The organism is Melaminivora jejuensis, from assembly GCF_017811175.1.
Classification (GTDB): domain Bacteria; phylum Pseudomonadota; class Gammaproteobacteria; order Burkholderiales; family Burkholderiaceae_C; genus Melaminivora; species Melaminivora jejuensis.
Window position 1 is genome coordinate 1,316,426 of record NZ_JACWIJ010000002.1, and the last position, 19,318, is coordinate 1,335,743.

Below are 19,318 nucleotides of genomic sequence, written 5' to 3' on the forward strand. Positions count from 1 at the left end.
GGACAGCGCTGACAGCTATCAAAATTACAAATCAGAAGCTCACTGCCAAACGCGCCACGCACAACCTCCCTGCAGCCGCCCTCACCCCGGCATCAGGCGTGCTGCCTCGCGCTGGCCGACATCCTTGAGATGCGCCCACACCGCCTGCGTGCGTGCCAGGTGCTTGGCCTCCGCCGGCATACTCATCCAGAAGGTGCGGATGAAGCGCGCCTCGCCCGGCAGCACGCGCGCCAGGGTCGGGTCGCGGTCGGCCAGGAAGGCCGGCAGCACCGCCAGACCGGCACCGGCACGCACCGCCTCGTACTGCGCGGTGACGCTGGTGCTGCGCAGGGCAAAGCGCTCGGGCGGCCACAGCTGGTCGATGAACTGCAGCTCCTTGGAAAACAGCAGGTCATCGACGTAGCTGACGAAATCGTGGTGCCGCAAGTCCTCGCGCCGCGCCACCAGTGGGCGGCGCGCCAGGTACTCGCGCTGGCCGTACAGGTGCAGCGCGTAGTCGGCCAATTTGGTGACCAGCACCGAGCCGCGCTTGGGCCGCTCCAGCGAGATCACGATGTCGGCCTCGCGCCGCGACAGGTGCAACATGCGCGGCACGGCCAGCAGGTCGATGGACAGGTGCGGATGCTGACGTGTCAGGCGCGCCAGGTGCGGCGCCAGGATCAGCGTGCCAAAGCCCTCGGTCACCCCCACGCGCACCAGGCCAGCCGGGCCGCTGGCGGCGGCATTGGCCGGGGCGGCGCGCTCCACGCCCAGCACGGCAGCCTCCATGGCCTCGACGGCGGGCAGCAAATGGCGGCCCGCCTCGGACAGGCGGTGCCCTGCCGCCTCGCGCACGAACAGCGGCGCGCCCATCTGTTTCTCCAGCGCCTGGATGCGCCGCGCCACCGTCGTGTGCTCCACGCCCGTGCGCCGGGCGGCGGCGGCCAGCGTGCCCGAGCGAGCCAGCTCCAGGAAATAGCGCAGGTTGTCCCAGTCCATCAGCGGCCTTTCTCCAGCGCACGGTGTGATGTGCATATATGCAAAGCCAAGGTGCATTCTTGGGCCTTGCCCTCACAATTTTGCACACATACCATAGGCGCCGTCCTTCCCCCCTTTTTCTTCAGGAGACATCAACGCCATGGACGCATCCACCTCGCAAGCCGTCAAGGTTCCCACCGTCAAGCTCTTGATCAACGGCCAGCTGGTCGAGTCCAAGACCACCCAGTGGCGCAACGTGGTCAACCCGGCCACCCAGGAAGTGCTGGCCCACGTGCCCTTTGCCACGCCCGAGGAAGTGGGCGAGGCCGTGGCCAACGCCAAGGAGGCCTTCAAGACCTGGCGCAAGACGCCCATCGGCACGCGCGCGCGCATTTTTCTGAAGCTGCAGCAGCTGATCCGCGAGAACATGAAGGAACTCGCCGCCCTGCTGACCGCCGAGCAGGGCAAGACCCTGCCCGACGCCGAGGGTGATGTCTTTCGCGGCCTGGAAGTGGTCGAGCACGCCAGCGCCATCGGCAACCTGCAGCTGGGCGAACTTGCCAACAACGTGGCCAACGGCGTTGACACCTACACCGTCATGCAGCCGCTGGGCGTGTGCGCCGGCATCACGCCGTTCAACTTCCCGGCCATGATCCCGCTGTGGATGTTCCCCATGGCCATTGCCACCGGCAATACCTTCGTCCTGAAGCCCTCCGAGCAGGATCCGATGGTCACCATGCGCCTTTGCGAGCTGGCGCTGGAAGCCGGCATCCCCCCCGGCGTGCTGAACGTGGTGCATGGCGGCGAGGATGTGGTCAACGCCATCTGCGACCACCCGGACATCAAGGCGATTTCCTTCGTCGGCTCGACCAAGGTCGGCACCCATGTGTACAACCGCGCCAGCCTCGCCGGCAAGCGCGTGCAGTGCATGATGGGCGCCAAGAACCACGCCATCGTCATGCCCGACGCGCATAAGGAGCAGTCGCTCAACGCCCTGGTGGGCGCGGCCTTCGGTGCCGCCGGCCAGCGCTGCATGGCGATCTCCGTCGTGGTGCTGGTGGGCGAGGCGCGCAACTGGGTCTCCGACATCGTGGAAAAGGCCAAGGGCCTGAAGGTCTCGGCCGGCACCACGCCGGGCGCCGATTTGGGCCCGGTGATTTCCTGCCAGGCGCGCGAGCGGGTCGAGAGCCTGATCGAGCGCGGCGTCCAGGAAGGCGCCAAGCTCGAACTCGACGGCCGCAACCCGAAGGTCGAAGGCTTCGAGAAGGGCAACTTCGTCGGCCCGACCATCTTCAGCGGCGTCAAGCCCGGCATGACGATTTACGACCAGGAAGTCTTCGGCCCGGTGCTGGCGATTGTCGAAGCCGACGATCTGGAGCAGGCCATCGACTTCATCAACGCCAACCCCAACGGCAACGGCACGGCCATCTTCACGCAATCGGGCGCAGCCGCGCGCATGTTCCAGGAAGACATCGACGTCGGCCAGGTCGGCATCAACCTGCCGGTGCCGGTGCCGGTGCCGCTGTTCTCCTTCACGGGCAGCCGCGCATCCAAGCTGGGCGACCTCGGCCCCTACGGCAAGCAGGTGGTCTTGTTCTACACCCAGACCAAGACGGTGACCGCCCGCTGGTTCGACGACAGCACGCTGCACCACGGCGTGAACACCACCATCAGCCTGAAGTAAGACGCCGCGCCCGCTGCCCTGATCCCTCTCCCTGCAGGGAGAGGGAGTAGCAGCCAAAACAGGCTCCAGCGCTTACCCAGCAAGCGCTGGCAGCTATAAAAACACGAGCATCCGAGGAGATTGAAGCGCATGAACTTTGACCTGACCGAAGACCAACGCGCCTTTGCCGACACCGCCCGGCAATTCGCCCAGTCGGAACTCGCGCCACACGCCGCCCACTGGGACGCCGAGGCCATCTTCCCGCGCGAAGCCATCGCCAAGGCCGGCGAACTGGGCTTTTGCGGCCTGTACGCGCCCGAAAACGCCGGCGGCCTGCAGCTGCCGCGCCTGGACGCCACGCTGGTGTTCGAGGAGCTGGCAGCGGTTGATCCCAGCACCACAGCCTTCATCACCATCCACAACATGGCGACCTGGATGCTGGGCACCTGGGCCACGGATGAGGTGCGCGCCGAATGGGGCGAGCCACTGACCAGCGGCCAGAAACTCGCCAGCTACTGCCTGACCGAGCCGGGCGCCGGCTCGGACGCGGCCAGCATCAAGACCCGCGCCGAGCTGGTCGGCAGTGAATACGTCATCAACGGCGCAAAAGCCTTCATCAGCGGCGCCGGCGCCACCGACGTGCTGGTGCTGATGGCGCGCACGGGCGACAGCGGCTCGGGCGCGGGCGGCATCAGCGCCTTTGCCGTGCCAGCGAATCTGCCCGGCATCGAATACGGCAAGAAGGAAGAAAAAATGGGCTGGAACAGCCAGCCCACGCGCACCATCAGTTTTGACAGCGTGCGCATCCCCGCGAGCCACCTGCTGGGCCGCGAGGGCGAGGGCTTCAAGATCGCCATGAAGGGCCTGGACGGCGGGCGCATCAACATCGCCACCTGCTCGGTCGGTGCGGCGCAAGGAGCGCTGACCCACGCCCAGCGCTACATCCAGGAGCGCAAGCAGTTCGGCAAGCCGATCGCCAGCTTTCAGGCGCTGCAGTTCAAGCTGGCCGACATGGCCACGGAACTGGTCGCCGCGCGCCAGATGGTGCGCCTGGCTGCAGCCAAGCTGGACGCCGGCGCGCCCGACGCATCGACCTACTGCGCCATGGCCAAGCGCTTTGCCACGGATGCCGGCTTCAATGTGGTCAACGAAGCGCTGCAGCTGCACGGCGGCTACGGCTACATCCGCGAATACCCACTAGAGCGCCTGCTGCGCGACGCCCGCGTGCATCAGATTCTGGAAGGCACGAACGAGATCATGCGCGTCATCATCGGTCGCCGGATGCTGGACGGCGACGCGCCGGACGCGATCCGATAACCATCAAAAACCATAGCTGTCAGCGCTTGCTAAACAAGGCTTTGCGCCGCTTTTCATCTGAATTTCCAAGGAGACACACATGCAAATCGCCTTCATCGGCCTGGGCCACATGGGCGGCCCCATGGCCATCAACCTGCACAAGGCTGGCCACAGCGTCAAGGCCTTCGACCTGAGCCAGGACGCGCTGGCCAAGGCCCGCGCCGAAGGCCTGGCCATCGCCACCAGCGCCGAGGACGCCGTGCAGGGCGCCGAGGCCGTGGTCACCATGCTGCCGGCCAGCCAGCACGTCGAAGGCCTGTTCCTGGGCCGGGACGGCTCGGGCGGGCTGCTGGCGCACATTGCCAAGGGCGCGCTGGTCATCGACAGCTCGACCATTGCCGCCGCCACCAGCCAGAAGGTCGCCAAGGCTGCCGAGGCTGCGGGCATCGCCTTCATCGACGCGCCGGTCTCGGGCGGCACGGGCGGGGCGATTGCCGGCACGCTGACTTTCATGGTCGGCGGCAGCGACGCCGACCTGGAGCGCGCCCGCCCGCTGCTGGAAAAGATGGGCGCCAACATCTTCCACGCCGGCAGCGTGGGCGCCGGCCAGACCGCCAAGATCTGCAACAACATGCTGCTGGGCATTTTGATGATCGGCACCAGCGAGGCCATGGCGCTGGGCGTGGCCAACGGACTGGATCCCAAGGTGCTGGCCGAAATCATGCGCCGCAGCTCGGGCGGCAACTGGGCGCTGGAGAAATACAACCCCTTCCCCGGCGTGCATGAGAACGCGCCGGCCAGCAAGGGCTATGCGGGCGGCTTTGGCACGGATCTGATGCTGAAGGATCTGGGCCTGGCGCAGGAGAATGCGATGGCGATGAAGGCCAGCACGCCGCTGGGCGGCATGGCGCGGGCGCTGTATGCGGCGCATAGCCTTGCCGGACATGGTGGCGAAGATTTTTCGAGTGTGATCAAGATGGTGCAGAAACAGGGGTGAGCTGCTGAGGTAGTGGCTTTACCGCAGAGCAAGGGCGCTGTAGCATGTCGTTTCAGCGCCCTTGGCGTTTTCTATCCGGGGAAATTTAGGTTTGGCTAAACGATTCTGCGGTGAAACCGCAACAAAAGAAAACCCGGATGGCGATCTTTTTATGCGACTGTCGTCCACGAAAGACTGTCGCCTAAACCTAGTTAGCACCACTCAAAACCCGCTTTATTCATCAAGCCCATGCTTATTCAAACGGCATTTATTTTCTCAAGCGTTGTGCAGCGCTTGGTTTGTCGTTTCTCTGGGCTTCGCCTGCTGTCGTCACGCGGGTTTTTATTATTTTTGGCCTCTAGCCCTTGCCTAGCAAGCGCAAGCAGCTATTGTTTTTGCAGTGCTGCGCAGCCTCAGTTGCGCTGTGCTTTTCCGCAGTTCGTGCCCGTCGCCAAATCCAAGTTATCGGTTTTCGCTTCTGGCTCTAACATTTCGGTCAAGCCGACCCGCCTACGGCGGTCGGCTTACCTCGCCCGTTAGAAAATATATGCCTAATCTTCCAGATGTTGCTATCGGCGCTGTTGTGGCCGCCTTAATTGCGGGCCTGATATCTCTCTTAGGATTGATCGTAAGTAAAGAACAAAAAACTTCCGAGTTCCGCCAAGCATGGATTGACGCTTTGCGCTCCGAAATAGCGGCTGTCATTGCACATACCAATGCTATTTATGGTGCTGGTGCTGCAAACATAGAAAGCTCCGTCGAACTCTGGAAGGTCGTGCGAGACGACTTCGTCGGAATTAATGAAGCAACTGCCAAGATTAGGCTTAGATTAAATCCCAAAGAAGCCCAAGCTATCGCCGTGCTTTCTACTATCGAATCTCTTGAAAATTTATTGCAGCCTGGTCAAAAAATGGATTATCGAGAAATCAACGCCATAGAAAAGAGATTGGTCGGTGAAGCTCAATTGCTGCTAAAGGAAGAGTGGCGCCGAGTACAAACAGGCGAGTCTACTTATCGAGTAGCCCGGTTTACTGCACTCGCAGTCAGTAGCGCCTGTATTTTGGCACTCATAGCGCTTTCACTCTTACGATTCACCGCAGCATGAGCCATAACTCGCAGCGGTGGCGCCACGCTTTTTCGCAGTTCGTGCCCGTCGTCAAATTTAGGTTATCGATTTTGGCTTCTGGCTCTAACATTTCGGTCAAGCCGACCCGCATTCTGCGGTCGGCTTACCTCGCCCGTTAGGAATTTTTCACTTCAATTTTCAGAAAGGAAATATTTATGGATAGAGGAATTAAAGACGAGGGATTTGTTAGACATGCTCTCGATATCGCCAAAAACGAAGATGGTCGCTGGATTGCAAATCAATCCTGCTTTAACGGAAGTGCTGACTCAGAATTACAACCCGCTGTTCATGCAGCGCTGGTCACAAGTGTTTCCATTTATGTTGAGAGATACAAATGGGATCAGGAGGAAATAAAAAATGCTCTGCAGGCAAAAACTGTTGGTCAAGCCCGTGCCTTAGTGGATAGGCTTTCGGGCTCTATTCCAAGAGGTGAAACTCAAGCCTAACCCATCGCTCAAGCCGACCCGCATACTGCGGGCGGCTTATCTAGCCCGTTAGATTTCACTGGAGGTTATCGGATGCTCGAATCGCCAGAAGAGCTTGTGAAGAAGTTCGGATACACGTTTGAGCAAGCCAAAGAGATGCATGCCGCGCTTACGGAGGGTGCTAAGACACAGCGCAAGATAAGCCTTCAGATTTTCCAACTAGCAAACAAGTATCTCGAATCGTCAAACGCTCTCGGAAAGCACATCGAGACTGTAAAGAATGCAAATGTGGCGCCTGGGCAAATCATGTGCCTCTCCATGGCGTTAGAACTGTACTTCAAATGCCTTGTTGTACTGGAGCACAGCAACGCATTTGAATATTCAGCTCTTCCAGCATCTCTTCGCAAGAAGCTAGAGACGCATCACATCCCGACGATCTTTGACCTTATCGAAGGTCGACACAAAGATCGCCTCGCTGACATCTTCGGCGCTCGGATGGGAGTCCCACGATTGAAGCTTGAAGACTTTCGGGAGCAACTCGTTGAGAAGGCGAGCCGCATTTTTGTTGACTGGCGTTACATATATGAGAACGCCCCCGGGACCTTCATGCACCTAGACCTCGTGCCAGTTCACCACCTGATCATGGCTGCGCAGCTGGTAGCAATTGAGGCCAAACGAGTGTGAAATCTAACAATTCATTCAAGCCGACGCCGCTTCGCGGCGCGGCTTAACTCAGGTGTTAGGGCGCACACAGACATCAGCCAACCTCAGAAAAAATGGAAAAACAAAATGGCGCGCGTGGAGCTCCGCCCTCTTAATGAGTGGCAAGGCTACTCTGCGCCCTGTGGTGGCATCAGCTCACGCGCACTAGCCTTATTCGGTTTCCGAGCCGTCGTCTTCGAACACCGCACACACTGCAGCGATGATCCGCACATGCCTTGGGTAAAAGACCCCACCTTCGGCAAAGATTTGTGGCAAATCCTTGCGCAGCTTATTGCTCACCTGCCAGCCCCTTCCTTGAGCGAGCGGATGAGCCGGTCCGCATCCGCGTCCGGCATCTCGACAAACTCCTTGATCGCCGCTCGCGCCTGGTCGTTGCGGCGCAGCGCTAGCGCCTCCTGCGCCATTTCCTGCTCGACCGTCTGGCGCAGCACGCCGCTCAGGTAGCGTGCCTGCCCGGTCAGATCGAGGTAACGCCACGCATGCTGCGCATCCTCTGCCTGCAGGAATTCGACATTGGTCTCGACACCATCCGGGCACACCCGCTTCTGTCCAAAGCGGTAGGCATCGGCGTAGAGCTGCATGAAGGGCCGCGAGAAAGCCTCCAGGGCCAGGTCATAGTCAGCACGCCCTTTGGCCGAGCCGGCGATCGTTGCCGAGACCGGCACGATGATGTTGGCCGGCACCACCTTATCCGCCGCGAGCAGGTGATTGACCAGGAAGCGATGGATGCGGCCGTTGCCATCGGCGAGCGGGTGCAAATAGATGAAGGCGAACGACACCGCCGCCGCGCGCGCCACCGGGCTCGTGCCCCGCGTGCGGGCCTCGAAGCGGCGCAACGCACCGAGCATGTCCGTCACCAGTTCCGCAGGCGGCGCGATGTAGTGGACGATCTCGCGCGCAAAGCTGCGTTCGCCCACGAACACGGGCGATTGGCGTATGCCCACCCGCAGTGCTGCCTCGCCCAGGACGGCCTGCTGCAGCGTCAGCAGCTGCTCGGGCGCCATTGGGTCGTCCATACGGCCGCTGTAGTGGGCGATGGCCGCCGCGAAGCGCTTCACCCGGTCTTGCTGGTCTGCCTCGTGCTCGATCGCGAAGCTGGCCCGCGATTCCTTGAACGTCAGCCAGGCCGCGCTGCGCAGCAGCAACTCTGCCCCATAGGTGTCGTCAAGCGACTGGACACCCGCTGCCACGTCATAGAGCAAGTCACGCTGATCCTGTAGTCCCAGGAAGACCATCGGGCAGAAATCGCGTGAACCTGGCAGGTTGTCGTTGACCCGCCAGCGCCGCACCCGGTCCGGCCGCTGCGCGGCCAGGTACTGGCCGGCATCGATCGCGTCCACGTAGCCCACGTTGGGCGGAGTGTCCGGCACGGCCAGTTGCCGCCCGGTGAACCATTCATAGAAGAAGGCGGCACGCCGGGCATAGCGGCCCATGGGTTCGTCCCTCACCCAGGCCGCCACGTCCTCTGGCTCGACACGGTGAAACAGCCGTGAGAAGAACTCGAAGCTGAGCCGCTCGTACTTCAGGCCGAATTCGAAGTGCCCGCGGAAGTTGTCGGCTGGCTGGTATTGCGCGGGCCAGGTGCGTGTTTCCTGGCCTTCGGTCGCTTCACGCTGGCGCACAGACCCCAGGCGGCTGCGCGTGAACAGCGGCTGCACCAGTTGGATGCCGTAAATTTCCGCGAGCCGGTGGAAGCCCAGGAGGGTGTCGGGCATGGTCTGTAATTTCGCTATGGGAGCAGCCATTTTGCTAGAAAAACCCTCGTTTTCTACCAAACCGCTATATTCAGCGATAGTGATAGCGGCAGGCGATCACCACCAACGCCTGCCCGTCCACGCAATACACCAGCCTGTTCGTATCGTCGATGCGCCGTGACCAAAAGCCATACAGGTTTTCTTTCAGCGGCTCAGGTTTGCCGATGCCGGAAAGCGGTTGGCGCAGGCAATCCTGGATCAGCAGGTTGATGCGTTTCAGGGTTTTTTTGTCCTGGCCCTGCCAATAGGCGTAGTCGTCCCAGGCCGCCTGCGTCCAGGTCAGCCGCACCAGCCTGTCTGCTGGCGACTCAATCGGCATCTGCCAGATCCCGCTCCTGCACCTGGCCTGCGCGCAACTGGGCGATCGAGCGCGCCAGATGGGTGGCGTTGGCGGGCGACTTGAGCAGGTGCACGGTCTCCATCAGGCTGTTGAAAGTGTCCAGAGACATGACCACGGCATCGGGCGCGTCACGCCGGACGATGACTGTGTAGTCGGCATCCTCGAAGGCTCCAGCCACTGCGTGTTCATCCGTGCGGACGGCAAGACCTTGCCGGTTCCAGCACATCGACCGGTAAAGCCGATCTATGTGAAGAAATTTCTGTCTTTGGTCAGTGGAGCGTGAGCCATGCGAAACCTGGACGACTACCCTTTTGAAATCCGTCCCCTGACCGCTGCCGAGGGCGGCGGTTTTTTGATTGCCTATCCGGATTTCTCGGAGTGCATTTCCGATGGCGAGACCATCGCGGAGGCCATCGGCAACGGCCGCGATGCACTGGCAAGCACCATTGCCGCGCTGGAGGCCAAGGGCTTTGCCGTGCCCGCCCCCAACAGTGGCGGCGTGGCTTCCGGCAAGTTTGTCGCGCGCGTGCCCAAGAAGACACACGCCCAGCTGACCACCCGCGCGAAGGCCGAAGGTGTGTCGCTCAATGCTCTGGTGCTCACCTTCATCGCAGAAGGCCTGGGGCGCCGCGAGCACCTGACCTGAGGCGCATGAGCGCGGGCGTGGCAACGGCAACAGCAACAGCAACAGCTCACGCAGTGAACTGCAGCCGCGCCAGCCGCGCATATACCCCGTCCGCCGCCAGCAGCTGCGCATGGCTGCCCTGCTCCACCACCCGGCCCTGCTCCAGCACCACGATCCGATCCGCGTGCTGCACCGTCGCCAGCCGGTGTGCGATGACCAGCGTGATGCGCCGGCCAGCACCCTGCGCCAGGGCCGCGTCCAGCGCCTGCTGCACCGCCCGCTCGCTGTGCGCGTCCAGCGCACTGGTGGCCTCGTCCAGCAGCAGCACCGGCGCATCCTTGAGCAGCGCCCGCGCAATGGCGATGCGCTGGCGCTGGCCGCCCGACAGGCGCACGCCGCGCTCGCCCAGGAAGGTCTCGTAGCCCTCGGGCAAGGCCTCGATGAAATCATGCGCGAAGGCGGCGCGTGCCGCAGCCATGACCTCGGCGCGCGTGGCCTGCGGGCGGGCGTAGCGGATGTTGTCCAGCGCGCTGCTGGAGAAAATCACCGCGTCCTGCGGCACCACGGCGATATGCGCGCGCAGTTCATCCAGCCCCAGCGTGCGGATGTCGCAGCCGCCCAGCGCGATGCGCCCGGCCTGCACGTCATAAAAGCGCTGCAGCAGCTGGAACACCGTGGTCTTGCCGGCCCCGCTGGCACCGACCAGGGCCACTGTCTCGCCGGGCCGGCAGTGCAGCGTGAAGCCCGCCAGCGCCGCCCGATCCGGGCGCGACGGGTAGTGGAAATCCACCGCCTCGAACGCCACCGCCCAGGCCCGCCCGGGCGGCAGGTGCTGCCGTTCAGCAGGATGGGGGAGGCAATGTCCGGCTGGGCGGCCAGCAGCTCCATCAGCCGCTCCATGGCGCCGGCGGCGCGCAGCAGGTCGCCATAGACCTCGCCCAGCACCGCCACGGCACCGGCCAGGAACAGCGCATAGACGATGGTCTGCCCCAGCGCGCCGGCGCTCATCTGGCCGGCCAGCACGGCCTCGGCGCCGCGGTACAGACCCCATAGCAGCAGCGCGGCATTGGCGACGATGATGAAGGCGATGAGCGCCGCGCGCACGCCGCTTCTGCGCACGGCGGTGCGAAAGGCGTCCTCGGCGGCGGCGGCAAAGCGCGCGGCCTCGCGCCCTTCGGCGGTGAAGCCCTGGACGGCGGGGATGGCACCCAGCACCTCGGCGGCGATGGCGCTGGCATCGGCCACCCGATCCTGGCTGGCGCGCGAGAGGCGCCGCACGCGCCGGCCAATCAGCATGGCCGGCAGCACCACGACCAGCACTGCCGAGAGCGCCAGGCCCATCAGCAGCGGGCTGCTCCACACCAGCATGGCCAGCGCACCCAGGCCCAGCACGGCGTTGCGCAGCCCCATGGAAAACGACGAGCCGATGACGGTCTGCACCAGCGTGACATCCGCCGTCAGGCGCGACAGCACTTCGCCCGTCTGCGTGGTCTCGAAAAACGCCGGGCTTTGCCGCAGCACCTGGGCATAGACCCGGCTGCGCAGGTCGGCGGTGACGCGCTCGCCCAGCCAGCTCATGGCGTAGTAGCGCGCCGCCGAGAACACCCCCACCGCCGCCGCCACGGCAAACAGCAGCGCGAAATAGGCGCGCAGCCGGCCCAGGTCATGCGCGTGGGCTGCCCCGCCCGCTGCCCCCGCCGCCCCTGCCAGCGCCTGGTCGATCAACTGGCGCAGCGCCAGCGGAAAAGCCAGCGTGGCCGCCGATGCCAGCAGCAGGCACAGCAGCGCCGCCGCAATCGGCCAGCGGTAGGGCCGCAGGAACGGCAGCAGCCCGCGCAGCGCGCGCGGCTGGCCCCGGACGGCAGGGCTGGCAGAGGGTGCGGGCGATGTGCGGGTCATGAAGGAAAAAGCGCCACCCGGCCCGGGCGGCCCCGGGTCTCGGCTCGTCCAGCCATCAGGCCTTCAGATCCGGAAAATCGTCCTCGAAGAACTCGCCCTGCTCGCGCTCGCCGCGCCCGCGCCGCTCGTCTTCCAGCGCGCGCAATGCCACGCGGCGGATCTTGCCGGAGATGGTCTTGGGCAGCTCCTGCACGAACTCGATGCGCCGCACGCGCTTGTAGGGCGCCAGCGCCTCGCGGGCATAGGCCAGGATCTCGCGGGCGGTCTGCGCGTCGGGCACGCAGCCCTGGGCCAGCGTGATGAAGGCCTTGGGCACGGACAGGCGCAGCGGATCGGGACTGGGCACCACGGCCACCTCGACCACGGCGTCGTGCTCGATCAGGATGCTCTCCAGCTCGAAGGGGCTGATGCGGTAGTCGCTGGCCTTGAACACGTCGTCGGCCCGGCCCACGAAGGTGTAGTAGCCGTCCGCGTCGCGCCGCGCCACGTCGCCCGTGCGGTAGTAGCCGCCCTCCATGACGGCGGCGGTGCGCGCAGCGCTGTCCTCGTAGCCGGCCATCAGGCCCAGGGGCCGGCCCGTGCCGGGGTGGCCGCCGGGGGCGTCACCCGGCGCGTCGTCCAGCCGCAGGGCCACCTCGCCGTCCTCGGCCTCGTTGCCGTCGGGGTCGAGCAGCACCACGCGGTAGCCTGGCAGCGCCAGCCCCATGGAGCCGGCCTTCACCGGCAGCCCCGGTGCATTGCCGACGATGGCCGTGGTCTCGGTCTGGCCGTAGCCGTCGCGCAGCGTCAGGCCCCAGGCCGATTGCACCTGCTCGATGATCTCCGGGTTCAAAGGCTCGCCCGCGCCTATGACCTCGCGCAGCGCCAGCTTGCCGCGCCAGGCCTTCAAGTCCTCCTGGATCAACATGCGCCAGACCGTGGGCGGCGCGCACAGCGTGCTGACCTGGCAGCGCGCCAGCACTTCCAGCAGCGGCCGGGCGGCAAAGCGCGCGTTGTTGTGGATGAAGATGCAGGCGCCGGCATTCCAGGGCGCAAAAAAGCAGCTCCAGGCGTGCTTGGCCCAGCCGGGCGACGAGATGTTCAGGTGAATGTCGCCGGGCTGGATGCCGATCCAGAACATGGTGGACAAATGCCCCACCGGATAGCTTTGGTGCGTGTGCAGCACCAGCTTGGGCTTGGAGGTGGTGCCTGAGGTGAAGTACAGCAGCAGCGGATCGGTGGCGCGCGTGGCGCCATCGGGCGTGAAATCGGCGCTGGCGCCGCCGCTGGCGGCAAAGTCCGTCCAGCCGGCAGGGGCGGCGCCCACGCAGATGCGCGTGTACTCGCCCGGCACCTCGGCGAACTTGTCCACATGCGCCTCGCCGGCAATCACATGGCGCACGCCGCCGCGCTCGACGCGGTCGCACAAGTCCTGCGGCGTGAGCAGGGCGGACGCCGGGATGACCACTGCGCCCAGCTTGAAGGCGGCCAGCAGCGCCTCCCACAGCGCCACCTCGTTGCCCAGCATCATCAGGATGCGCTCGCCGCGCGCCACGCCCAGGCTGCGCAGCCAGTTGGCCACCTGGTCGGAGCGCGCCGCCATCTGGCCGTAGCTGATGCGTAGCTCATCCGCGCCCTCGTTGACGATCCACAGCGCCGGCGCTTCGGGCTGCTCGCGCGCCAGCCGGTCGAAGTGATCCAGCGCCCAGTTGAAGTGCTCCAGGCGCGGCCAGCGGAAAGCGGCGGCCGTGGCCGCCGGGTTGGCGCCGTGGGCCAGCAGATGGTCGCGTGCGGTGCGGAAGGCAACAGCCGAAGCAGGGTCAGCAAGGTAGGTCACGTGGGCCTCCAGATAGGGTTGCAGTCGCGGGTGTTTATACCCAAACCCGGCCAAGTCCAGCAGCAGGCCAGAAGCGTTGGCAGAGCCGGCCCCAGCGGACTGCGCACCCCGGCAAGCCCCGCCGCCGTCAGCGCGCGCCCGTCTGGCGGTGCGCCAAGAAGAAGCGCAGCATCTGCGCACTGGCGTCCACCCCGCCGGGCGCCGTGTGGCTGCCCGCTGCACTGCCACCCGACCAGGCATGGCCGGTGCCATGCAGTTGCCAGTATTCGATGGCCGTGCCGCCTTCCGCCCGGCCATGCAGGGTGCGCGTGAAGCGCTGCTGGTTGGGCGCCCGGCCCTCGCTGACCTGCGCCGCGCCCAGGCTCGCGCGCTGCGCGCTGCGTGCGGCCTCGACCAGGGCCGCGCCGTTGGCCGGATGGACGGTGGCGTCCGCATCGCCGTGGAACACGATCAGCGGGCGCAAGGCCGGCGCACTGGCATGGCCTGCCGCCGCACCGCCGTGCATAGCACTCAGCGCCGAAGGCAGGTCGGCAGCGGCGCCGGCAGCCAGACCCGAATGCACGCCCACACCAGCGAACAGCTCGGGATAGGTGCGGCCCAGGATGTCGGCCATGGCGCCCCCCGCCGACAGTCCGGCGACATAGATGCGCGTGGGATCGGCGTGGTACTCGGCCATGATCTGCTGCGTCAGCGCAGCCAGCAGCGCTGGCTCGCCCCGGTTGCGCTGCTGGTGCTGCGGCTTGAACCAGTTCCAGCACCGCTGGGCGTTGGCGTGCTGGGTCTGCTCGGGATAGAGCACCAGCACGCCAGCCTCGCGCGCCAGCGCATTCATGCGCGTGCCGGCAGCGAAGTCGTCGGCATCCTGGGTGCAGCCGTGCAGCATCAGGATCAGCGGGCGCGCCTCGTCCTGGCCCGCCTGGCGCGGCGGCACATACAGCCGATAGGCCAGCTGCCGCCCCTTGCCGGCGTAGCTGCCGCGCAGCCATTGCTCGGCGGCGCCGGGGATGACATCGGGATCGGGGATGGGATCGGCAAGCACGCGGCTGTCCACGTCGATCACCAGGCCGGCACCAGCACCGGTAGCGGCACCGGCGCGGTCGGGGCGCGGGCTGGCGGCTGGCGGAGCGAAGGCGGCCTGCCCGCACAGCACGCGCTGGATAAGCTCGGTGGCGGCCATCAGGTCGCCGCTCTGCGTCAGGCGCGTGGCCTCGCCGAGCATGTCGTGGAAAGGGTGGTTCATAGGAAAAACTGCTTGCGGCGCTCAAAGCGCGCGTGAAGTGAAAGGTGGCAAAAGATCGGCCCTGACGGGCTGGCAACCTGCGCGCCACCCTGGCCGGCCATGTTGCCGTCCCGACCGGCCTGCAGCTGCGGTCAGCCGCCGTGGCTGGCTGTAGTCCCAGCGCCCTGTTCCTGTTGCACTTCCTGTACCTCCTGCACTTCCTGCGCTTCCCGTTCCCCCTGCCCGCCTGCGCTGCCACCTGGGAGCAGGGGTTTTTTCAGCCGCGATGGCGCCACGCCAAACCAGCGCTGGCAGCTGCGCGTCAGCACCGATGCCTCGGCATAGCCCAGGATGTGGGCGATCTGCGTCAGGCCAGGCCCGCCGGGCATGGCAATCAGCGCCTCGAACTGGCTGCGGCGCACCTCATCGAGCAGCCGCGCAAACGTCGTGCCCTCGCTGTGCAGGCGCCGCTGCAGGGTGCGCGGGTGCATGGACAGGGCGCGCGCCAACTCCTCGTGCCCGGTGCTGCCCGAGCCCAGCAGGCCGCGCAGCAGGCCGCGCACCTGGCTGGAGACCGGCGTGTGCGCACTGCCGGCGAGTTGCTCCAGATAGCCCAGCGCCAGCGCCTTGATCTGCGGGTCGTGCTCGGACAGCACCAGCGCCAGGTCGGCGCTGGCCAGACGCACGGCAGCGGCGGACGCGCCGAACACCACTGCGCAGCCATAGGCCTGCCGGTAGCTCCCGGGCGCAGCCACAGGCAGATGGGGCAGGCTCACCTGCACGGGCTGCGCCTGGCCATCCGTGAGCGCCCGCAGGCTGTGGCAGATGATGCCCAGCGACAGGCTGATGACCTGGGGCCGGGGCGTCAGCGCGGCGCCGTCCAGGGCGAACAGCACATCCATCTCGTGCGCACGGCCCGGCACCGGGTCGATCTGCAGGGGCAGCGCCGGGCTGTGGACAAACAGATAGCGCGAGGCCAGGGCCAGCGCCTCGCCCACCGTGGCCGCGTGGCGCAGCAGCACGGCAATCGGCCCGAGCACGCCGATGCCCTGGCGCTGCGCCAGCCGCAAGCCCAGATCGGGGCAGCGTCCCGCCTGGGCGCAGTGCTCCAGCAGATTGATGAAGGCCTGGTAGGACACGGGCAAATCCGGGTCGGTCGCCGCCTCGGGCGGCAGGCCGAAGCGCCGCAGCAGCAGGGGCAGCTGCAGGCCCAGGCCGGCGGCCAGTTCGTCCAGGCCGGACAGACACGAGGAGCGCACGAGGACAGTCATGGATAGAAACATGCGGCTGAATGGATCGGGCAGGGACGGGCACCGGGGATAACCCGAAGCCGAATTGTCGTGCAAAGTCAAATCATTGACGTCAATTGTCAAGACTTGACCGGCTTCTTGGGGAAACATCCAGGTTTGGCATCGTTTCGTTGGTTTAAGCATGAAAAACGGCTGAAACCCTTGCTGGACAAGCGCTGACAGCTATCAAAATAATTGCAAACCAGCGGTACGCCCCAGCCCCTGTCCTGCCCGCCCTCCCGGAGCCACCATGAACGCATCCCTGCCCCCGATCACCCTGGGCCTTCCAGCCGAATTCACCGACTGCCTGGCCCTGCAGCAGGCCGCCTGGCGCGCCCAGCGCAACCCCACGCGTCAGTAGCGCGCGGCCGACCTGCGCGCCCTGCACGCTCTGGTGGCCGAGAACCAGGACGCCTTCGTGGCTGCCGTCAATGCCGATTTCGGCTGCCGCAGCGCCTTCGAGACCCGCGCCACCGAGCTGCTGCAGGTCATGGACGCCTGCCTGCACGCCATCCGCCACCTGCGCCGCTGGATGCGCCGCCACCTCGACATCACCAACGGCGACTACACCGCCAGCATCGATGCGCGCCAGTATGAGCGCCTGCAGCAGCTGCGCCAGGACGCGCTGGAGCGCGGCGCGCGCCTGGTCAACCTGTGCGGCGGCCAGCCGGGCGATGCCAGCCGGCACCTGATGCCGCTCGAAGCCGTGGTCGGCGCCACCGACGACATGCAGCTCATGCAGCGCGAGATCTTCGGCCCGCTGCTGCCCATCCTGACCTACCGCGACCGCCAGCAGGTCGTTGACTACATCGCCAGCCGTCCGCACCCGCTGGCGCTGTACCTGTACAGCGACGACCGGCGCGAGCAGGACTTCTATCTGGATCAGACCCTGTCGGGCGGCGTCGGCCTGAACGAATCACTGGTGCAGGCCAATATGCACGACCTGCCCTTTGGCGGCGCGGGCATGAGCGGCATGGGGCACTACCACGGCTACGAAGGGTTTCTGACGTTTTCCAAGCTGCGCCCGGTGTTCCGCCAGGGGCCGTGGCGGGCGCTGGATCTGTTCATGCCGCCGTACCGGGGGATGCCGCAGCGCATTCTGGAGGTGATGACGCGGATGAAGTCGTAGCGCCGCGTTGCTCCTTCCCCCGCTGGGGGAAGGCGGGGATGGGGGCCGGCGGGTTCTGGCAAGCCGTGCGTTCAAGGCCACCGTCGCTGGCCCCACCCCAGCCCTCCCCCAAAGGGGGAGGGAGCAAAGGCCAGCCCTCCTCCTGCAGGGCGAGAGAGCCAATACCCACGCCCATCAACGCCCCCCGCACCATCAAAATCACTCAACCTGACCCACCATCTGGTGCTGGTGGCCTCGCTGGCCGGGCTGGTGGGCAACTACGGCTATGCCGCCTACGGCGCATCGAAATTCGGCGTGGTGGGCCTGGCGCGCACGCTCGACCTGGATTTGCTGGCGCTGGGCATAGACGTCAGCGTGTGCTGCCCCGGCATCATCCACACACCCATGGTGGCGCACGAGCAGCAAGTCGAACACCCCACCACCCGCCTGCCGGCCGAGCTGCCCGGAGTGCTGGAGGTCGGCCCGGCCTGCCACAGCATGCTGCGCGGCATTGCACGGCGGCAATTTCTCATCAAGGTGGGCTTCAAGGGCCGCGCCACCGCCTGGCTGACACAGCACCTGCCTGGCCTGATGCGCCGCATGAGCCGCGCCATCGTGCGCCGCAGCCTGCGCTAGCCGGGCCAGGGCGCGCTGGCGCTGTCAGGGACGGAGCAGTTTTCCGGGACACAATCGCCGGCGCGGCGCCCTCCGCCGGCGCGGCCTCGTTCTTCCATCAACCCGCTTTTCCTGTCTTTCGCACCATGAGCCAACAGCCCACCTTCGCCCCCATGCCCGACGCCGCCGGCTTCTTCGGCCCCTACGGCGGCCAGCTCGTGCCGCCGCATCTGAAGCAGGCCATGGACGACATCAACGCCGCCTATGCCGAGATCACCCAGCGGCAGGATTTCCAGGACGAGCTGGCGCAGCTGTTTGCCGATTACGTGGGCCGGCCCAGCCCGATTTTTCACGCCCGGCGCCTGTCCGAGCAGCTGGGTGGCGCGCAGATCCACCTCAAGCGCGAAGACCTCAACCACACCGGCGCGCACAAGATCAACCACTGCCTGGGCGAGGCGCTGCTGGCCAAGTTCATGGGCAAGAAAAAGGTCATTGCCGAGACCGGCGCCGGCCAGCACGGCGTGGCCCTGGCCACGGCCTGCGCGCTGGTAGGCATCCCCTGCGAGATCCACATGGGCCAGGTGGACATCGAGAAAGAGCACCCCAACGTGACCAAGATGCGCATCCTGGGCACCAAGCTGGTGGCCGTGACGCGCGGCGCGGCGACGCTCAAGGAGGCCGTGGACAGCGCCTTCGAGGAGTACCTGAACAACCCCACCGACTACCTGTACGCCATCGGCTCGGTGGTCGGCCCGCACCCCTTCCCCATGATGGTGCGCGACTTCCAGTCCATCATCGGGCGCGAGGCGCGCGAGCAGTTCCAGGCCAGGCATGGCCGCCTGCCGCACTATGTCGCGGCCTGCGTGGGCGGCGGCTCCAACGCCATCGGCATGTTCACCGCCTTCCTGAACGACCAGGATGTCAGGCTGGTCGGCGTCGAGCCGGCTGGCGAGGGCACGGACAAGCCGGGCCGCCACGCCGCCACCCTGACCATGGGCAAGCCCGGCGAGATCCACGGCATGAAGTGCTACGTGCTGGAAAATGCCCAGGGCGAGCCGGATGCCGTCCACAGCATCGCCTCGGGCCTGGACTACCCCGGCATCGGCCCGCAGCACAGCTATCTGAAGGACGTGGGCCGCGTGCAGTACGAAGTCGCCAGCGACCAGGAGACGCTGGACGCCTTCATGCGCCTGTCGCGCGTCGAGGGCATCATCCCGGCGCTGGAGAGCGCCCACGCCGTGGCCTGGGCCATGCGCGTGGCGCCGACGCTGCCCAGGGAGCAGCACATCCTGATCAACCTGTCGGGCCGGGGCGACAAGGATGCCGACTACGTGGCCAAGGTACTGGGCATCTGACACCTGACACCTGACACCTGACACCTGACACCTGACACCTGACATCTGACATCTGACATCTGACACCTGACGTTTGGCACTCGAAAACATCGATTTTTCAGGTGTTTTCGACCTCAAACCCTTGCCAATCAA

General features: G+C 65.6%; 19 protein-coding genes and 1 pseudogene. 12 read left to right on the plus strand and 8 right to left on the minus strand.

Going from position 1 to position 19,318, the window contains the following annotated elements:
- Positions 1-81 precede the first annotated feature (81 nt).
- Entirely contained in the window at positions 82-978 is an 897-nt protein-coding gene (locus tag IDM45_RS06345) for a LysR family transcriptional regulator (protein ID WP_209422096.1), read from the minus strand.
- A 139-nt stretch (positions 979-1,117) separates the two neighbouring features.
- Here IDM45_RS06345 and IDM45_RS06350 point away from each other — a divergent pair, with 139 nt between their 5' ends.
- From IDM45_RS06350 to IDM45_RS06385, 8 genes are all read left to right on the plus strand, one after another.
- Complete coding sequence (locus tag IDM45_RS06350; protein WP_209422097.1) at positions 1,118-2,641, plus strand: CoA-acylating methylmalonate-semialdehyde dehydrogenase; 1,524 nt, start codon at positions 1,118-1,120, stop codon at positions 2,639-2,641.
- Between the two features lie 129 nt (positions 2,642-2,770).
- The gene (locus IDM45_RS06355) at positions 2,771-3,937 is read left to right on the plus strand and encodes an acyl-CoA dehydrogenase family protein (protein ID WP_209422098.1); all 1,167 of its coding nucleotides are present in this window, start codon (positions 2,771-2,773) and stop codon (positions 3,935-3,937) included.
- A gap of 79 nt (positions 3,938-4,016) precedes the next feature.
- Positions 4,017-4,913 (plus strand): 3-hydroxyisobutyrate dehydrogenase, encoded by an 897-nt coding sequence (mmsB, locus tag IDM45_RS06360; protein WP_209422099.1) that lies wholly within the window; start codon positions 4,017-4,019, stop codon positions 4,911-4,913.
- A 228-nt stretch (positions 4,914-5,141) separates the two neighbouring features.
- Complete coding sequence (locus IDM45_RS06365) at positions 5,142-5,432, plus strand: DUF1010 domain-containing protein (protein WP_209422100.1); 291 nt, start codon at positions 5,142-5,144, stop codon at positions 5,430-5,432.
- 7 nt (positions 5,433-5,439) lie between these two features.
- A complete protein-coding gene (locus IDM45_RS06370; protein ID WP_209422101.1) occupies positions 5,440-5,997 on the plus strand; it encodes a hypothetical protein in 558 nt (185 codons plus the stop codon).
- Positions 5,994-6,137: a DUF1010 domain-containing protein gene (locus IDM45_RS06375; protein WP_209422102.1), complete on the plus strand. Its 144-nt coding sequence runs from the start codon at positions 5,994-5,996 to the stop codon at positions 6,135-6,137. Before IDM45_RS06370 ends, IDM45_RS06375 begins: the two co-directional genes overlap by 4 nt.
- Positions 6,138-6,173: 36 nt before the next feature.
- Entirely contained in the window at positions 6,174-6,464 is a 291-nt protein-coding gene (locus IDM45_RS06380) for a hypothetical protein (RefSeq protein WP_209422103.1), read from the plus strand.
- A gap of 72 nt (positions 6,465-6,536) precedes the next feature.
- Positions 6,537-7,127, plus strand: coding sequence for a hypothetical protein (locus IDM45_RS06385; RefSeq protein WP_209422104.1), 591 nt, complete (start codon positions 6,537-6,539; stop codon positions 7,125-7,127).
- Positions 7,128-7,441: 314 nt separating this feature from the next.
- Here IDM45_RS06385 and IDM45_RS06390 read toward each other — a convergent pair whose 3' ends face one another.
- From IDM45_RS06390 to IDM45_RS06400, 3 genes are all read right to left on the minus strand, one after another.
- A complete protein-coding gene (locus tag IDM45_RS06390; protein ID WP_209422105.1) occupies positions 7,442-8,881 on the minus strand; it encodes a Fic family protein in 1,440 nt (479 codons plus the stop codon).
- A gap of 70 nt (positions 8,882-8,951) precedes the next feature.
- Positions 8,952-9,239: a Txe/YoeB family addiction module toxin gene (locus IDM45_RS06395; protein ID WP_233457478.1), complete on the minus strand. Its 288-nt coding sequence runs from the start codon at positions 9,237-9,239 to the stop codon at positions 8,952-8,954.
- The gene (locus tag IDM45_RS06400; protein ID WP_209422106.1) at positions 9,229-9,486 is read right to left on the minus strand and encodes a type II toxin-antitoxin system Phd/YefM family antitoxin; all 258 of its coding nucleotides are present in this window, start codon (positions 9,484-9,486) and stop codon (positions 9,229-9,231) included. Before IDM45_RS06400 ends, IDM45_RS06395 begins: the two co-directional genes overlap by 11 nt.
- 60 nt (positions 9,487-9,546) lie before the next feature.
- Here IDM45_RS06400 and IDM45_RS06405 point away from each other — a divergent pair, with 60 nt between their 5' ends.
- Positions 9,547-9,906 carry a toxin-antitoxin system HicB family antitoxin gene (locus IDM45_RS06405; RefSeq protein WP_209422107.1) on the plus strand — a complete coding sequence of 120 codons (360 nt, stop codon included), beginning with the start codon at positions 9,547-9,549 and terminating at the stop codon, positions 9,904-9,906.
- Positions 9,907-9,952: 46 nt separating this feature from the next.
- Here IDM45_RS06405 and IDM45_RS06410 read toward each other — a convergent pair.
- The 4 genes and pseudogenes from IDM45_RS06410 to IDM45_RS06425 all read right to left on the minus strand — a co-directional run bounded on the left by IDM45_RS06410 (position 9,953) and on the right by IDM45_RS06425 (position 16,090).
- Positions 9,953-11,784, minus strand: a pseudogene (locus IDM45_RS06410) (ABC transporter transmembrane domain-containing protein).
- A gap of 55 nt (positions 11,785-11,839) precedes the next feature.
- Positions 11,840-13,600 carry an AMP-binding protein gene (locus tag IDM45_RS06415; RefSeq protein WP_232654242.1) on the minus strand — a complete coding sequence of 587 codons (1,761 nt, stop codon included), beginning with the start codon at positions 13,598-13,600 and terminating at the stop codon, positions 11,840-11,842.
- Between the two features lie 127 nt (positions 13,601-13,727).
- On the minus strand, positions 13,728-14,840 hold the full coding sequence (locus IDM45_RS06420; protein WP_209422108.1) for an extracellular catalytic domain type 1 short-chain-length polyhydroxyalkanoate depolymerase: 1,113 nt from the start codon (positions 14,838-14,840) through the stop codon (positions 13,728-13,730).
- 131 nt (positions 14,841-14,971) lie between these two features.
- Positions 14,972-16,090, minus strand: coding sequence for an AraC family transcriptional regulator (locus IDM45_RS06425; RefSeq protein ID WP_209422109.1), 1,119 nt, complete (start codon positions 16,088-16,090; stop codon positions 14,972-14,974).
- Between the two features lie 412 nt (positions 16,091-16,502).
- Between IDM45_RS06425 and IDM45_RS06430 the strand changes: the two genes are divergently transcribed.
- The 3 genes from IDM45_RS06430 to trpB all read left to right on the plus strand — a co-directional run bounded on the left by IDM45_RS06430 (position 16,503) and on the right by trpB (position 19,186).
- Complete coding sequence (locus tag IDM45_RS06430) at positions 16,503-17,237, plus strand: aldehyde dehydrogenase family protein (protein WP_209422110.1); 735 nt, start codon at positions 16,503-16,505, stop codon at positions 17,235-17,237.
- Between the two features lie 222 nt (positions 17,238-17,459).
- Positions 17,460-17,852 (plus strand): SDR family NAD(P)-dependent oxidoreductase, encoded by a 393-nt coding sequence (locus IDM45_RS06435; RefSeq protein ID WP_209422111.1) that lies wholly within the window; start codon positions 17,460-17,462, stop codon positions 17,850-17,852.
- A gap of 125 nt (positions 17,853-17,977) precedes the next feature.
- Complete coding sequence (gene trpB, locus IDM45_RS06440; protein ID WP_209422112.1) at positions 17,978-19,186, plus strand: tryptophan synthase subunit beta; 1,209 nt, start codon at positions 17,978-17,980, stop codon at positions 19,184-19,186.
- The last annotated feature ends 132 nt before the right edge of the window (positions 19,187-19,318 follow it).

Excerpts from the sequence above, each read along its gene's own strand:
- IDM45_RS06345 (WP_209422096.1), bottom strand. The coding sequence starts at position 978 with ATGGACTGGGACAACCTGCGCTATTTCCTGGAGCTGGCTCGCTCGGGC.
- IDM45_RS06350 (WP_209422097.1), top strand. The coding sequence starts at position 1,118 with ATGGACGCATCCACCTCGCAAGCCGTCAAGGTTCCCACCGTCAAGCTC.
- IDM45_RS06355 (WP_209422098.1), top strand. The coding sequence starts at position 2,771 with ATGAACTTTGACCTGACCGAAGACCAACGCGCCTTTGCCGACACCGCC.
- mmsB (WP_209422099.1), top strand. The coding sequence starts at position 4,017 with ATGCAAATCGCCTTCATCGGCCTGGGCCACATGGGCGGCCCCATGGCC.
- IDM45_RS06365 (WP_209422100.1), top strand. The coding sequence starts at position 5,142 with ATGCTTATTCAAACGGCATTTATTTTCTCAAGCGTTGTGCAGCGCTTG.
- IDM45_RS06370 (WP_209422101.1), top strand. The coding sequence starts at position 5,440 with ATGCCTAATCTTCCAGATGTTGCTATCGGCGCTGTTGTGGCCGCCTTA.
- IDM45_RS06375 (WP_209422102.1), top strand. The coding sequence starts at position 5,994 with ATGAGCCATAACTCGCAGCGGTGGCGCCACGCTTTTTCGCAGTTCGTG.
- IDM45_RS06380 (WP_209422103.1), top strand. The coding sequence starts at position 6,174 with ATGGATAGAGGAATTAAAGACGAGGGATTTGTTAGACATGCTCTCGAT.
- IDM45_RS06385 (WP_209422104.1), top strand. The coding sequence starts at position 6,537 with ATGCTCGAATCGCCAGAAGAGCTTGTGAAGAAGTTCGGATACACGTTT.
- IDM45_RS06390 (WP_209422105.1), bottom strand. The coding sequence starts at position 8,881 with ATGCCCGACACCCTCCTGGGCTTCCACCGGCTCGCGGAAATTTACGGC.
- IDM45_RS06395 (WP_233457478.1), bottom strand. The coding sequence starts at position 9,239 with ATGCCGATTGAGTCGCCAGCAGACAGGCTGGTGCGGCTGACCTGGACG.
- IDM45_RS06400 (WP_209422106.1), bottom strand. The coding sequence starts at position 9,486 with ATGTGCTGGAACCGGCAAGGTCTTGCCGTCCGCACGGATGAACACGCA.
- IDM45_RS06405 (WP_209422107.1), top strand. The coding sequence starts at position 9,547 with ATGCGAAACCTGGACGACTACCCTTTTGAAATCCGTCCCCTGACCGCT.
- IDM45_RS06420 (WP_209422108.1), bottom strand. The coding sequence starts at position 14,840 with ATGAACCACCCTTTCCACGACATGCTCGGCGAGGCCACGCGCCTGACG.
- IDM45_RS06425 (WP_209422109.1), bottom strand. The coding sequence starts at position 16,090 with ATGACTGTCCTCGTGCGCTCCTCGTGTCTGTCCGGCCTGGACGAACTG.
- trpB (WP_209422112.1), top strand. The coding sequence starts at position 17,978 with ATGAGCCAACAGCCCACCTTCGCCCCCATGCCCGACGCCGCCGGCTTC.